14 protein-coding genes and 1 riboswitch are annotated in these 15,102 nt (G+C 40.9%); of the genes, 7 read left to right on the top strand and 7 right to left on the bottom strand.

Features of this window, described 5'->3' with window-relative positions:
- Nucleotides 1-7 precede the first annotated feature (7 nt).
- Nucleotides 8-1,204: a putative lipid II flippase FtsW gene (ftsW, locus tag A7A69_RS09240; RefSeq protein ID WP_120370630.1), complete on the top strand. Its 1,197-nt coding sequence runs from the start codon at nucleotides 8-10 to the stop codon at nucleotides 1,202-1,204.
- A 54-nt stretch (nucleotides 1,205-1,258) separates the two neighbouring features.
- On the opposite strand, the gene gluQRS is transcribed toward ftsW, so the two are convergent.
- From gluQRS to thiC, 5 genes are all read right to left on the bottom strand, one after another.
- A complete protein-coding gene (gene gluQRS, locus A7A69_RS09235) occupies nucleotides 1,259-2,191 on the bottom strand; it encodes a tRNA glutamyl-Q(34) synthetase GluQRS (RefSeq protein ID WP_152877161.1) in 933 nt (310 codons plus the stop codon).
- Between the two features lie 2 nt (nucleotides 2,192-2,193).
- Nucleotides 2,194-2,727, bottom strand: a complete 534-nt coding sequence (gene dksA, locus A7A69_RS09230; protein WP_120370632.1) for an RNA polymerase-binding protein DksA — start codon at nucleotides 2,725-2,727, stop codon at nucleotides 2,194-2,196.
- Between the two features lie 211 nt (nucleotides 2,728-2,938).
- Nucleotides 2,939-3,751 (bottom strand): 3',5'-cyclic-AMP phosphodiesterase, encoded by an 813-nt coding sequence (gene cpdA / locus A7A69_RS09225; RefSeq protein ID WP_120370633.1) that lies wholly within the window; start codon nucleotides 3,749-3,751, stop codon nucleotides 2,939-2,941.
- 3 nt (nucleotides 3,752-3,754) lie between these two features.
- Complete coding sequence (locus tag A7A69_RS09220; RefSeq protein ID WP_151981816.1) at nucleotides 3,755-4,381, bottom strand: NUDIX domain-containing protein; 627 nt, start codon at nucleotides 4,379-4,381, stop codon at nucleotides 3,755-3,757.
- 76 nt (nucleotides 4,382-4,457) lie between these two features.
- Nucleotides 4,458-6,374: a phosphomethylpyrimidine synthase ThiC gene (thiC, locus tag A7A69_RS09215; RefSeq protein ID WP_151981818.1), complete on the bottom strand. Its 1,917-nt coding sequence runs from the start codon at nucleotides 6,372-6,374 to the stop codon at nucleotides 4,458-4,460.
- Between the two features lie 94 nt (nucleotides 6,375-6,468).
- Nucleotides 6,469-6,604, bottom strand: a riboswitch (TPP riboswitch).
- Nucleotides 6,605-6,712: 108 nt separating this feature from the next.
- Between thiC and abuO the strand changes: the two genes are divergently transcribed.
- Complete coding sequence (gene abuO / locus A7A69_RS09210) at nucleotides 6,713-8,083, top strand: multidrug efflux outer membrane protein AbuO (protein ID WP_120370636.1); 1,371 nt, start codon at nucleotides 6,713-6,715, stop codon at nucleotides 8,081-8,083.
- Between the two features lie 98 nt (nucleotides 8,084-8,181).
- The gene (gene phoU / locus A7A69_RS09205) at nucleotides 8,182-8,904 is read left to right on the top strand and encodes a phosphate signaling complex protein PhoU (protein WP_005001828.1); all 723 of its coding nucleotides are present in this window, start codon (nucleotides 8,182-8,184) and stop codon (nucleotides 8,902-8,904) included.
- A 687-nt stretch (nucleotides 8,905-9,591) separates the two neighbouring features.
- On the opposite strand, the gene A7A69_RS09200 is transcribed toward phoU, so the two are convergent.
- Both A7A69_RS09200 and argH read right to left on the bottom strand, forming a co-directional pair.
- On the bottom strand, nucleotides 9,592-9,867 hold the full coding sequence (locus A7A69_RS09200; protein ID WP_120370639.1) for an oxidative damage protection protein: 276 nt from the start codon (nucleotides 9,865-9,867) through the stop codon (nucleotides 9,592-9,594).
- A 9-nt stretch (nucleotides 9,868-9,876) separates the two neighbouring features.
- On the bottom strand, nucleotides 9,877-11,310 hold the full coding sequence (argH, locus tag A7A69_RS09195) for an argininosuccinate lyase (RefSeq protein ID WP_120370640.1): 1,434 nt from the start codon (nucleotides 11,308-11,310) through the stop codon (nucleotides 9,877-9,879).
- On the opposite strand from argH, the gene A7A69_RS09190 reads away from it, so the two are divergent.
- The 4 genes from A7A69_RS09190 to A7A69_RS09175 all read left to right on the top strand — a co-directional run bounded on the left by A7A69_RS09190 (nucleotide 11,301) and on the right by A7A69_RS09175 (nucleotide 15,084).
- Nucleotides 11,301-12,485 (top strand): sensor histidine kinase, encoded by a 1,185-nt coding sequence (locus A7A69_RS09190; RefSeq protein WP_120370641.1) that lies wholly within the window; start codon nucleotides 11,301-11,303, stop codon nucleotides 12,483-12,485. The two genes, argH and A7A69_RS09190, sit on opposite strands and share 10 nt — an antisense overlap.
- Nucleotides 12,486-12,521: 36 nt before the next feature.
- Nucleotides 12,522-13,262 carry a LytR/AlgR family response regulator transcription factor gene (locus A7A69_RS09185; protein WP_120370642.1) on the top strand — a complete coding sequence of 247 codons (741 nt, stop codon included), beginning with the start codon at nucleotides 12,522-12,524 and terminating at the stop codon, nucleotides 13,260-13,262.
- Between the two features lie 107 nt (nucleotides 13,263-13,369).
- Complete coding sequence (gene hemC / locus A7A69_RS09180) at nucleotides 13,370-14,287, top strand: hydroxymethylbilane synthase (RefSeq protein ID WP_152877159.1); 918 nt, start codon at nucleotides 13,370-13,372, stop codon at nucleotides 14,285-14,287.
- Between the two features lie 14 nt (nucleotides 14,288-14,301).
- Nucleotides 14,302-15,084, top strand: a complete 783-nt coding sequence (locus A7A69_RS09175) for a uroporphyrinogen-III synthase (protein WP_151981832.1) — start codon at nucleotides 14,302-14,304, stop codon at nucleotides 15,082-15,084.
- Nucleotides 15,085-15,102: the final 18 nt, after the last annotated feature.

Genomic DNA, 15,102 nt, shown 5'->3' with positions numbered 1-15,102 from the left:
ATATGCGATGGCTGGCTTTGCTCAGACAACCATAACAAAAATTAACCAGTGGTATGATCGCTGGATTCCCAAGTTTCCTGCGGAAATGACCGCCAGAAATCTGCTGATTTTCTGTGTGGTATGTTTGTTGTGTATTGGCTCGGTTATGGTGGCTTCAGCTTCTATGCCATATGCTGAATATATGCATGAGAATCCATTTCATTATGTGGTTCGTCACGCAATCTCGATTGCCAGTGCAGCAGTCATTGCTTATTTGGTCTATAAAGTTCCGCTGAATCTCTGGTTTAGAAATACCTTTCCTTTATGGTTGATTACGATTGTGCTGCTACTGGCGGTATTGGTGATCGGTTCAGAGGTCAATGGTTCCAAACGTTGGATTCGACTGGCAGGTTTTACCTTACAGCCAACAGAAGTGGCGAAGGTCATGATGGCAATTTTTACCGCAGACTATGTGGTACGCCGCGCTAAAGAAGTTCGTACCCACTGGAAAGGCTTAGTGCGCTTGAGTGGTATCATGGCGATTACCGTTGGTTTGATTATCGCGGAGCCAGATCTGGGTGCGACAGTGGTTATTGTCCTGATGATGGTGGGGATCTTCTTTTTAGCAGGCGCACCACCTACCCAGTTTGCGATTATGTTGGGTGCTGTAGTGATGGGGATTGGTTTCCTCATTGTATTTGAGCCTTATCGTATGGCGCGTGCTTTATCTTTTACCAATCCGTGGGCAGATCCATTGGGCACAGGTTATCAGCTTTCCAATGCTCTGATGGCTTTTGGGCGAGGAGAGTGGTTTGGAACAGGTCTTGGACATAGTGTACAAAAGCTATCCTATTTGCCAGAAGCTCATACTGATTTCATGCTCGCAGTATTAGGAGAGGAATTTGGATTTGTGGGAATTTCACTGGTCTTAATTTTATCTTTTGGGATGTTGGCTTGTTGTATCAAAATTGGGCATCGTGCTTTAAAACACAATTTTCTGCGTGCAGGTTATCTAGCATACGGCATCAGTATCATTTTTCTGCTTCAAATTCTGGTCAATGCAGGTATGAATATGGGCTTAATGCCGACCAAAGGATTGACGCTACCTTTTATTAGTTATGGAGGAACGTCGCTGATGATGTGTGCTGCCATGATTAGTTTGGTGCTTAAAATTGATTCCTCTACACAAGATATTAATCCAGATCGCGAAGAATCAAATTTCTAATATTTTACGAGAAATATGGATCAACCCAGATGAAAATCTGGGTTTTTTTATGGGCTACAAAAAGATGCCATTAAGATTTGTTTGATGAGGAATTTGGTCAATATTCCATTGAGCAACCGCTTGTTTAAGCATGTTTGAGGGTGTATCGAGTTCAACTGAAGGTTGGTGCAAGGCATCAATTGCTTGTGCTAATAACAAAGGTGCTTGTTTTAAATCTAAGGCTTGTGCCAGATTTTGTTTGGAAAGTTTTTGACCATTGGCATTCATGGCTAAAGGTAAATGCATATAACTTAAACGTGGATAGCCGAGTAGCTGACCTAACCAGATTTGACGCTCTGTATTATCAAGTAAATCTGCACCACGAACCACATGGGTAATACCTTGCAAAAAATCATCCACGACCACAGCCAGTTGATAATTGATAATACCGTCACGGCGTTTCAGCACAAAATCGCCTAAATCGTATTTGAGATTGCTGCAATGTTGACCTTGCAATCGATCATCAAAACAGATGTGTTCATCATTCACCTTAACCCGAATCGCCTGATCTTTAAAATTCAGATTAAGATCACGGCAAGTTCCTTGATAAATGGCATTTGAACCCAGCATTTTTCGAGTACATTGACAGGCATATACGAGATGTTGTTGTTTGAGTTGTTCAATGAGGGCTTCATAAATAGAAAGGCGTTGACGTTGAAAAATAATCTCGCCATCTACTTCAAAACCAAAAGCAGCAATGCTGTTTAGAATATGTGTTTCACTGTCTGGATAGATACGAGGAATGTCAGTATCTTCGATACGTACCAGCCAAGTTCCCTGTTGTGATTTTGCATCACAGTAACTCGCGACTGCGGTAATCAATGAGCCAAAATGTAACGGGCCAGTAGGAGACGGTGCGAAGCGACCTGAGTAGTGAGACAGCGAAACATGGTTTCGCTGCTGAACAAGAGCCGAAAGATGTTCGGCTGAGGAATCATTCACGGTCATAATTAACCGTTATTTTGCTTCTCTTTGATTTCAGCTAATGTTTTGCAATCAATACACTGAGTCGCAGTTGGACGTGCTTCAAGACGACGTAAGCCGATTTCGATACCACAAGTTTCACAGTAGCCGTAATCACCTGATTTGATATCTTCTAGCGATTGCTCGATCTTACGAATCAATTTACGTTCACGGTCACGAGTACGCAGTTCAATAGCAAACTCTTCTTCCTGTGTTGCACGGTCATTCACATCTGGTAATGCGGTAGACTCATCCTGCATGGTGTTGAGGGTGCGGTCTACTTCAGACATCAATTCAGCTTTCCATGCCTGTAGAATTTTACGGAAGTGCTCAAGTTGCCCATCCGACATATATTCTTCATTTTTCTTTGGTTGATAAGGCTCAATACCAAATAAGCTTGCAGTGGAGCCCCCTTCAGCAGCCTTTGGTTTTGCTTTACGAACACGTTTTACCGCGGTTTTATCACCGTCTAAAACATCGGTGTTTTCGTCCAAGACTTGGTTTTGGTTGTCATTCGCCATATAGGGCATTCCTCATCATACACGTACTATCTATACGCAAAAAATATGGTGGTATGCAAGTGTTTTTTATTCCATCCCGTCGACGTATTTTCGATCGGGGTCGTCATCATATAGATTTTTTTTGCAAGATGATAGTCATCTGTGACGGGTTTTCGTTGCAAAGATTTTCTACAGAATGCTTAACTTAAAATAAAACTGATCAAATAGAAACTTAGTAGCCTGATATTTCAGTGTTTATGCTGTAATTAATTTGTTCTAAACGTTGCACCTGAGTTTCAAACTCGCCATTTATTTTAAGTTTGAGCACACGATAACCAGGAGTCAGCACATCAAGCGCGAATTGGTCACTACATGGTTTAAATTGTACACTGGTCGATGGACTAGATAGACATTCAATATGCTGCCAGAAATTACTAGAATTTTGATGAACATGTCCATACAGAATCGCTTTCACTTGTTTAAAGCGTTCCAGTAGGTCAAAAATGGCTTGGCTGTTTTTAAGTTTGTGTTGATCGATCCATTTGGAATGCATCTCAAAAGGATGATGATGACAGGCTAAAATAGTAGGATAAGCCTGATGTTGTTCAAGTAAATTAGTCAATTGTTCAAGTTGTTGTGTCGAGATAAATCCATCGACTCGATTGCTGACTGCGCTATTGAGTAAAATAATACGCCAGTTGCCTAATTCAATCAGGATAGGTTGCTGGGGATGCTCTCCATGAAAGGGAAAGTATTTTTCATCGTCATGATTTCCCGGTGTATGGAAAAACGGGATCCCGAATTGCTGCATAAATTGTAGATAGCGCTGATAGGTTTTTGGCTTGGGTGCTTGTGCTAAATCGCCAGTATGAATAATCGCATCGACATGGGGATAGTGTTTTTGGATATGAGCCATAACCTGATGGAAGCTTTGCTCAGGATTCATGCCAACAAACTCCTGCTCAGGTTGTTCGAGCAAATGTGTGTCCGTGATTTGAATCAGGACATATTCTTGAGTTGAAGATGGCACAACCTGAAAACTCACGGATTACCCCTCGGCGGTTTTTGTCATTTTAATTTTTTGATGTAGCCATTGCAGTGCCATGATCACAGGCGCATTTTTTAAGCGTCCATACCTAAAAAGCGGCTCTAGCTGAGTATAATCAAAAATATGCAATTGAATATTTTCTCCTTCATCTGCAACTCCATGTACTCCACCATGTTCTGGCAAATCTGTTTGTGCGGCATAAAGATGAAAAACTTCAGAACATGCACCAGCCGATGGATAAAAGCTAAATAAATGCTCAAGCTTATCGATCTGACAGCCTGATTCTTCTAGACTCTCACGGCGAATGCAGGTTTCAGGTGATTCCTCACCATCTAAAACACCCGCAATAATTTCAAGCTGCCATGGAGAATCTGGATCATCCACTGCACCTACCCGAAACTGTTCAATCAAGGCAAATTTTTGTTGTGCATCATTATAAAGCAGAACCCCTGCGGCTGTCTTGCGCTGGATCAATTCTCTTTGAATTTCTTGAATATAATTGTTCTGATTAAACATACGATGTTGCAGGCTGATTTTTTCAATTTTCACAAATCCACGAAACACATATTCACGTGAATGAATCTTCACATCATTGTGAGAAAAAGTAGCGTGTTCAACTATATCCATGTGTCAAAATTAGGATGAAATATAATAATTTCATCCTAACCGAGATCAAATTAAAGGCAAAAGCTTTTTTGGGCTTTTAAACCTTTTGGTATAGTTTTTGACCATTTTCATGATAAGCGGTTTTCATCGCTTTGAGACCTGATTCAACTTCTAAATCTTCAGATGTCGAAGATGCCGCATGGCTCAGATTTTGAGCATAATCGCGCACATTTTGAGTGATTTTCATAGAGCAGAATTTAGGACCGCACATTGAACAGAAATGAGCTGATTTGTGCGCCTCTTTTGGCATGGTTTCATCGTGCATGCTACGTGCTGTATCTGGGTCAAGCGCCAGATTAAACTGATCTTCCCAACGAAACTCAAAACGTGCTTTAGAGAGTGCATTATCACGAGCCTGAGCACCCGGATGACCTTTGGCAAGATCCGCCGCATGAGCCGCGATCTTATAGGTGATAATCCCGTCTTTAACGTCCTTTTTATTCGGTAAACCCAAGTGCTCTTTTGGTGTGACATAACAGAGCATCGCGGTGCCATACCAACCAATCATGGCTGCACCAATTGCAGAGGTAATATGGTCATAACCCGGCGCGATGTCGGTGGTTAACGGCCCAAGCGTATAAAATGGCGCTTCCTTACAGACTTCAAGCTGTAAATCCATATTTTCCTTGACCATATGCATTGGCACATGTCCTGGGCCTTCAATCATCACCTGCACATCATGTTCCCATGCGCGATGAGTCAATTCACCTAGTGTTTTTAATTCTGAAAATTGAGCTTCGTCGTTGGCATCTTGAATACAGCCCGGACGTAACCCATCGCCCAGACTAAATGACACGTCATAAGCTTTCATGATTTCGCAAATTTCATCAAAGTGGGTGTAAAGGAAATTTTCTTCGTGATGTGCCAGACACCATTGCGCCATAATAGAACCACCACGGGAGACAATCCCTGTGAGACGGTTAGCGGTCATTGGAACATAGCGTAACAGCACACCTGCATGAATGGTGAAATAATCCACACCCTGTTCAGCTTGTTCAATTAAAGTGTCTTTAAAAATTTCCCAATTGAGGTCTTCTGCAACACCATTCACTTTTTCCAAAGCTTGGTAGATTGGAACTGTGCCAATCGGTACAGGTGAATTACGAATAATCCATTCACGGGTTTCATGAATATTTTTACCTGTCGATAAATCCATGATGGTATCTGCGCCCCAGCGGGTTGCCCATGTCATTTTTGCGACTTCTTCATCAATGGATGAACCGAGTGCAGAGTTACCAATATTGGCATTAATTTTCACCAGAAAGTTACGACCGATAATCATCGGTTCACATTCAGGGTGGTTAATATTGGCTGGAATAATGGCACGGCCTTCAGCGATTTCCTGACGCACAAATTCTGGTGTAATTTCAGTTAAATTTTTTGCCCCAAAGTTTTGTCCTGCATGTTGGCGCATATCGACACCTTCACGTTGACGCTGATTTTCACGAATCGCGATATATTCCATTTCAGGGGTAATAATGCCCTGTTTGGCATAATGCATTTGCGTGACATTTTGACCTGCTTTGGCACGACGTGGGTTTTGAATATGGGCAAAACGAATTTCTGCGGTACGAATATCTTTTAATCGTTCTTGACCAAATGTTGAAGTCAAACCTGAGAGCACATCTGTATCTTGACGCTCTTCAATCCATGTTTGACGTACATGCGGCAAACCTTGATTGAGATCGATCTGGACATCAGGGTCGGTATACACGCCAGAAGTGTCATACACCATAACAGGTGGATTATGCTCACCGCCTAAACCTGTTGGGGTATCTGTGAGAGAAATTTCACGAAAAGGGACTTGGATATCCGAACGTGAACCTTGAATATAAACTTTGCGAGAGGCAGGCAAAATGCGGGTTAAATCTTTGGCATCTTGTTCATGTTGTGCTGAAGCTTGAGCATATTGTGCTGGAGCATCATCAGGGGAAAGATTCGTTAACTGGTTCATGGCATGATCCTTATGAAAAACACTAACGAATCAAGCAACCAAAAAACCAAATACACTTATCTTTATAGAATAATAGATAAATTGAACAACATCGTTTTTTAGATGGCTTGATTCCTACGCAGGTTTTAACCTGATCAGGTTCAACGGTACTTGGGATCAAATCTATTCTAGAAAAAACAATAGATTTACCCAATCTCAGCGAGTGATTACTCGCGCTCCGTCAAGCGTGGCTAAATATTAACATGGATTTACTACAATTCCCCACATCCTTCTGATTGTATTTTTAATTCATTTTTCTTAGTCTTAGTGGGCAACTTTTCAGGATTGATACAAGTTTCATGACCATAAAAAAAATACTGCTCATGACCAGTTTATGTGGTGTTTCCATTTCGAGCTTTGCTCTTGATTTAGTGGAAGCTTATGATCGTGCCAAGAAAAATGATCCTGCATGGCAGGCGAATATTTATCAATTTGAAGCAGATAAACTAAATCTGGGGCTAGCGACAGGCAATTTACTTCCAACTGTGACGGTCACAGGAAATATCACTCGTAATCACCAAACCACCAAACGTGGTGATTTTGGCGATTTAGGAGGAATAGAGGGTTCGGAAGAGTTTTCCAATGCACTCATTAGCAACACTTCAACCCAAAAACAAATTGCCTTAAATGCACGTCAACCTCTATTTCGTGTTGATGCTTGGGAAGGTTATAAGCAGGTAAAAACATCGGTTTTATTAAGTGAAATCACCTTAAAATTACAAAAACAAGAACATGTATTGAACGTTGCACAGGCTTATTTTGATGTATTACGCCAACAGTCGTTAACCGCTGCTTATCTACAGGAAGAAAAAGCACTACTTGAACAACTCAATATGATGAATGCCAAACTCAAAGAGGGTTTGGTAGCACGAAGTGATGTGAGTGAAGCCGATGCACAATATCAGAATGCCCGAGCCAATCGGATTGGTGGGCAGGTTCAATTGATGGTGGCGCAGGAAAAACTTAGCCAATTTATTGGTCAATATCAAAATGAAAAGCTCGCCGTATTACCAGATGATTTTCAATTTCAAAAACCCTATCCAGAACAGCTTGATGCATGGCTAAATTTGGCACAGACACAAAACTTATCCATCCAGCAAGCCCAGTTACAACAACAATATGCTGATGATGCTCGGCGTGTGGAAAAAGCGGCCATTTATCCACAGATCGATGCGGTTGCCAGTTATGGTTATACCAAACAAACGCCTGAAACCCTGATTTCCAATGATGGCAAGTTTGACCAGATTGGGGTGGAGATGAACTGGAATATCTTTAATGGTGGACGCACTCGAAGTTCTATTAGAAAAGCACAGATGGAACTGAACAAAGCGCAATTTCAGTTAGATTCAGCCAAACGCAATGCCTCTGTTGAGGTCAAACAATCTTTTATGCAGGTACAAACCGATCAGGCCAAGTTACAAGCACGAAAAGCAGCAATGACATCGGCCGATTTGGTCTCCCGTTCGTCTAGAGCTAGTTATAATGAAGGTTTAAAAACAATGGTGGACGTGCTGTTAGCACAGCGCAATGCCTTCAATGCCAGACAGGATTATTTAAATGCTCAATATGACTATATCTTGAATGTATTAAAATTAAAGGCATCGGTTGGTCAGTTAAATGAAAGTGATTTGATGGAGCTAAATCGTTGGCTGGTTTATAAGCCAAATTAAAATGCTGGAAATGAGTTTTTGTCATAAAACTTTCATGATGGATATGTTTTAATCACAATCTATCCTTGTTCGTTTACCCTGTCGTATGGGAGGCTCCCTTGAGTCCAAGTAATCCTGTGTTAAGTCATCATATTTCTTCCCAATTCAATGAAGATTTGCAAGATGTAAACACTAAATTTATGACCATGGGTGGCTTGGTAGAACAGCAAGTTGCCAATGCAATTCATGCCTTATTGGATACCGATGTCAACATGGCACTCGATGTTCAGTTTAAAGATAATACCGTGAATCAATATGAGCGTGATATTGATGAGGGTTTAACTTTAATTTTAGCGCGCCGACATCCTGCTGCGATTGATTTGCGTATGGTGATTGCCATGAGTAAAGCCAATACAGATTTAGAACGTATTGGGGATGAAGCTGCTAAAATTGCCCGAATTGCTCAAAATCTGTGTGAAGAGGGTGGATCACCGCGTGGTTATATGGAAACACGTCATATTGGTAATCAGGTTCGGGTGATGATTCATGATGCGCTGGATGCTTTTGCACGTTTGGATGCAGAGCAGGCGTTACAAGTATTGCTTGCAGATGCAGATATTGATCGTGAATACCAGTCTGCAACACGGACTTTGATGACTTATATGATCGAAGATCCGCGTCATATTTCCCGTGTGATTAATGTAATGTGGGTATTACGTTCATTAGAGCGTATTGGTGATCATGCCCGTAATATTGCTGAACAAGTGATTTATATTGCGAAAGGTCTGGATGTACGTCATACCCGAATTGAAGAAATTGAAGAAAAAGTTCATCGTGGATAAAATATTCTAAAGATTTTACCTAAAAAAAGACCTTGAAATAATTCAAGGTCTTTTTTATTGAGTCGTGTGCCAAGATAATTTCCGACATCCTCATCGGTGATGCTTCACAGCAAATATTTTTATAATTCGTCTGCTTCCTGCTAACGATAATTTAGAATAGTGAAATGATGCAAATGGCGCTAGGGATGAAAATAGATAGACTGTGTAAGAAAAAGCACACAAAAAAATCCCAGATTTCTTGGGGGGAGAAATCTGGGAAGAAAACATCGTAAGGCTGCATTGGGGTTATGCTTATTGCCTTGCTATGGAATAAGTATATTAAGAAAAATTGAAAGAATCATGCAGAGTCTTGTGAGGCTATGTAATGTTATATGTCGCTATGTAAGAAATGTATAAAGTAGTCCACGTGGACTACTTTATACATTTCTTGGACTTCATCCTTGCATTGAAAAAAACTAAAGCAATGCTTTAATATTTCTCCCTACGAGCATAGCTCTTTGTCTTGCGCAAGGGTTCACTTCCCATATGCTTGCCTACGCGGACTTCATCCTTGTCTTGCAGAAAATTAAAGCGATGCTTTAATTTTCTCCCTACAGGCATAGCCCTTCGTCTTGCGCAAGGGTTTACTTCCCCTATGCTTGCCTACGCGGACTTCGTCCTTGTCTTACAGAAAATTAAAGCGATGCTTTAATTTTCTTCAGGCTTCCAACCTTCGGCTTTTTCTACGCTTTCATCATTGTTGAAAAACTTTTCACGCTGTTGTTCTAGAAACTTTTTGGCTTCTGGCTCAAACACATTTAAGCGTTTTTCATTAATCAAGGTGGTTTGGTGTTGCAACCATTCTTGCCAGGCTTGCTTGGAAACATGCTCAAACAACTCCTGACCTTTGGCTCCAGGAAAAGGTGGAAAATCCAGACCTTCCATTTCTTTTTGATATTTAATACAAAATACTTGGCGGCTCATGAGATTTCCTTAAGCGTAAAGTTGTTCAAGACGTTTTTCGGCACGTGCAATCGCAGCAGTCACCTGTTTTGGAGAAGTTCCGCCAATATGGTCACGTGCATTCACAGATGCTTCTAGCGTTAATGCTTTATCAAATACATCGGCACTAATTAAATCTGAGAATTGCTGAAGTTGCTCAAGGCTCAGTTCAGATAAGTCTTTATCTTCCTGTACGCCTAACGCCACCGCTTTACCCACAATTTCATGGGCATCACGGAAAGCCACGCCTTTTTTTACCAGATAATCTGCAAGATCAGTGGCAGTTGAAAAACCACGCAATGCAGCTTCACGCATAATTTCGATATTTGGAACCAGTGCAGGAATCATGTCTGCAAAAGCCATCAATGAACCACGGACTGTGTCAATTGCATCAAAAAGAGGTTCTTTATCTTCCTGATTATCTTTGTTATAGGCCAATGGTTGACCTTTCATTAGGGTCAAAAGACTGATTAAGTCACCAAAAACACGACCTGATTTACCACGAATCAATTCAGGTACATCTGGGTTTTTTTTCTGCGGCATAATTGATGAGCCCGTACAGAAGCGATCTGGAATGTTCACAAATTTAAATTGAGCAGAAGTCCATAAAATTAATTCTTCAGACATACGCGATAAGTGCATCATAATTAACGCTGCCGCAGCGTTAAATTCAATCGCAAAATCACGATCAGAAACTGCATCAAGTGAGTTTTCAGCAACAGCTTCGAAACCTAAAAGTTCAGCAGTATAAGCACGATCAATCGGGTAAGTGGTTCCCGCCAATGCCGCAGAACCTAGTGGCATGCGATTGACACGTTTACGGCAATCCTGCAAGCGCTCAGTATCACGGATCAGCATTTCAAACCATGCCAACAAATGATGACCAAAAGTCACAGGCTGCGCCGTTTGTAAATGGGTGAAACCTGGCATTATGGTCTGAGTGTTTGTTGCTGCCAAGCCGAGTAGGCCTTTTTGTAAGCGCTGCAAAATTGATAGAATATCGTCAATTTCATCACGCAGATATAAACGAATATCTGTTGCGACTTGATCGTTGCGACTACGACCTGTATGGAGTTTTTTACCTGTAATCCCAATACGTTGAGTCAGACGCGACTCAATATTCATGTGTACATCTTCTAAGTCGATACGCCACTCAAACTGACCTGCTTCAATTTCAGATTTGATTGAAGTTAAGCCCTGAATAATATCATCACGTTCGGCATCGGTGAGTACACCCACTTTTGCTAACATAGTGGCATGTGCAATTGAACCCGCAATATCCTGCTTATAAAAACGTTGGTCAAATTGTACAGATGCGGTAAATTCAGCAACAAAAGCATCTGTCGCTTCACTAAAGCGACCGCCCCACATACCAGAGGTCTGGTTCTGGGCAGATGAGTGAGGGGGATTCGAAGATGTGGTCATGTCGGCTCGATAAAAAAAAGCGAAAAATAAAAAAGAGTATAACAAATTCCTCAAGGCTTGCCGATGCCCAGAATCCAAACGATTTAGCTCGACCAAGTCTGCCATCAAGCAACTCCTATTTTTTTAGCAAAATTGGTCAATGGCAACATTTGTTAGAGTTGATGGTCGCCAGTAATGTACTGGCAATGGTGCTAGCATTGACTGAGGCGGGTTCGTGGCAAGCATTACAAGGCTTACGGTTACTGCAGTACGTATTTTTTATTAATTGGGTAGTACTGTCTTTTTCAGCGATACTGGATCGTTTTCAAGTTTTTTTTAATCGAATCAATCAAGTTACTGCTTTAGTAATTGGTTTTATTCTTCTGCAAATTATTGTGGTTTCAACCACTTGTATTGCTAACGTGCTGCAACATTGGGGCAGTTATTTCAGTTTGCATCACTTTAATCACGACCTTTTATTTGCGGGTGTGGAGATGCATTTAAGTTATGGCATTTTGTTGGGAGCATTTTGTTTACGTTACATGTATGTGCGTGATCAATGGTTAAAGCAGCAATACAGTGAACTTAATGCTCGAATACAAGCGATGCAAGCGCGTATCCATCCGCATTTTTTATTTAATAGCTTAAATAGTGTGGTCAGTTTAATTAGCATAGATCCAGATAAAGCCGAAACCATGCTCATTAGTTTGTCCAAATTATTTCGTGCCAGTTTCCAGCAACTTAAGTTGGTTAGTCTGAATGATGAAATTGAACTTTGTCGACAATATTTATTTATCGAACAAATTCGATTAGGTGATCGATTTCATGTAGAGTGGAAAATTCCGTATACTGTTCAACAACTTAAAATGATACAAATTCCGTTGTTGACCTTGCAGCCTTTACTCGAAAATAGTATTTTTCATGGAGTTGAGAATATTGGTGGGGAATGTCAAATTGGTGTATTGGTTGAAATATTGCAAAATCAAGTCAGTATAGTCATTACCAATCCCTATAGTCACGATACAATAAAAACCAGAGAAGGACATGGTATTGCTATAGACAATGTGAAACAGCGTCTTCGAGCGTATTATGGAAATACGGTCAAGTTTCAAACCTATAGCGCGCGTGGGTTATATACCACAGTGGTGAATTACCAATATCAGGCAAACAATAATAAGTCAGGGTTAACCGATTAAAACGAATCAAACCAGTTAACACGACAAGGAGGGGAAATGAGGATCTTAATCTGCGATGATGAACCTCTGGCAGTTGAGCGATTGTCACGCTTGGTTACTCAATTGGGACATCAAGTCGTTGCAAGTGTAACCAATGGTCAGGATGCTTTAGATCTGGTTGAACAATACGAACCAGATGTGGTTTTGCTAGATATTCAAATGCCAGGTATGAATGGCTTATTTTGTGCAGAGCAGATTAGTCATTTTGATCCAATGCCTGCGATTGTCTTTTGTACAGCTTATGACGATCATGCGCTTGAAGCGTTTAAATCCCAAGCCAAAGGCTATTTGCTGAAACCCATTTCTCAACAAGATTTACAACAAGTTTTAGATCATTTAACTAAATTAACTCAAGCTCAGCTGAGTACGATAAAACAAAAAGAAGATATGGACGACGTGAAAATTCAACGACATCAAATTACAGCCAAAACCTATCGTGGTGTAGAGCTGATTCCGATTGAAAATATTTATTATTTTCTGGCAGATCAAAAATATGTCACGGTACGTCATAAAAATGGCAGTGTCCTGATTGATGAAACTTTAAAAGAACTCGAACAGGAATTTTCCGAACGCTTTATTCGTATTCATCGTAATGCACTGGTTTCAATTGATTATCTTGAAGGTCTTGAATTGGTCACTTCAGGTCAATATCAAGTGCGTTGTCGTGAGGTGAGCGAGCGTCTTTCCGTCAGTCGTCGCCATTTACCCCAATTACGCGAACGCATGCAAAAACTCTAAAAAGACCACAACTTTAAGTGGTTGTAGATTTGTTTAACTTAGATTTTACTTGCAATTTTAAGAGATCGAGTTAAGTTTAGAGTTTGTTTTTAACTGATCCAAGATTTATGCAAACCTTGAAAATTGCGACTCGACAAAGCCCGCTTGCACTTTGGCAGGCAGAATATATTCGTGCTCGATTACAGGAACTTTATCCTGACTTAAAGGTAGAACTGGTCAAATTTGTGACGCAGGGCGATAAAATCTTGGATACACCATTAGCAAAAATTGGTGGTAAGGGTTTATTTGTAAAAGAATTAGAAGCTGCTTTACTGGATGGTCGTGCTGATTTGGCGGTACATTCAATGAAAGATGTGCCGATGCATTTGCCTGAAGGTTTGTGCTTGCCTGTGATTTGTGAGCGCGAAGATCCTTTCGATGCTTTTGTGTCCAATCACTTTGCCTGTTTTGATGATTTACCACAAGGTGCGCGAGTAGGTACATCGAGTTTACGTCGTAAATGTCAAATTTTAAAACAACGACCCGATTTAACCATTATCGATTTACGTGGCAACGTGGGGACTCGTTTGTCAAAACTGGATGATGGTCAATACGATGCGATTATTCTGGCAAGTGCTGGACTTAAACGTTTAGGATTAGAAAGTCGTATTCGCCATGCTCTTGCGGCTGAAATTAGTTTACCTGCGGTAGGACAGGGTGCTTTAGGACTAGAATGTCGTACAGACGATCAAACTGTTTTGGATCTGATTCAGCCTTTATTACATGAGAAAACTTGGTATTGTGTTCAAGCAGAACGTGCCTTTAATGCGTATTTAGAAGGGGGCTGCCAAGTACCAATCGCAGGTTACGCGACTTTAGAGGGTAATCAAATTTCGATTGAAGGCCGTGTCGGAAGTGTTGATGGTCAAACTTTACTTTGTGCGCAGCAATCTGATCGGAGTGAACATGCGGAGCAGTTAGGTGTTCGTCTGGCTCAGCAACTTTTGCAACAAGGCGCTGGTGAGTTACTCAGTGCATTGCACTAATTGATTGTATTGCCATGTTATTTGTGAATACCCGTCCTAAACTTCGCGCTGAAAAGTTAAATCAGTGTTTAAAATCTGAAGGTTATGATGTGATTGACTATCCATTACTGGAATTGGTTGAATCCCCTTATTCAGATGAGTTGGTTAAACTTTATCGGCAGCTTGCGCAGACTCAAGTGATTGTGGTGGTCAGTCCAACTGCGGCAGAAATTGGTTTGCGTTATTTGCACCGTTCTGGAATAGAGCTTCAGCAGCTTGAGCATATTCAATGGATTGCGGTGGGGAAAAGTACCGCTGATTATCTTGCGCAATACCAACTTAATGCTCAGGTACCTGCTGTTGAAACATCAGAGGGCATGTTACAGCTTGAGCTGTTTGAACATCGTTCTGATTTAAATCGAATTGCATTTTGGCGGGGTGAAGGTGGACGCCAATTTATGATGCAACATTTGCAAGCACAAGGTGTTGAGGTTTTAAATTTTGTGTTATATAGCAGGCATTGTCCTGTGGAAGCGGTTCAAAATTTACCAATACTCAGCGCCCAAATTTTGGCAGAGCAGGAGAAAGTATGGGTTTTGATCAGTAGTGAGGCAAGTTGGCTCAATTGGTTAAAATTACTCAAAGCCTTGCCATTATTATGTCATCAATGTTGTTATATGGTATTGGGTGAACGTTTATTTCACATATTAATGACATATAAAATCCAGCAAGATGCGTATTATTCAATTTGCTGTGTAGATGACTTAAAGCCGAATACCGTGTTGGCACAGTTAAAAAGAAATGAAGGACGTTTATGAGGAAATTTATCGGGTTTA

Source organism: Acinetobacter guerrae (assembly GCF_009372255.1).
GTDB lineage: Bacteria > Pseudomonadota > Gammaproteobacteria > Pseudomonadales > Moraxellaceae > Acinetobacter > Acinetobacter guerrae.
The sequence above is the reverse complement of the archived record's forward strand: the minus strand, read 5'-3'. Positions and strand labels throughout refer to the sequence as shown.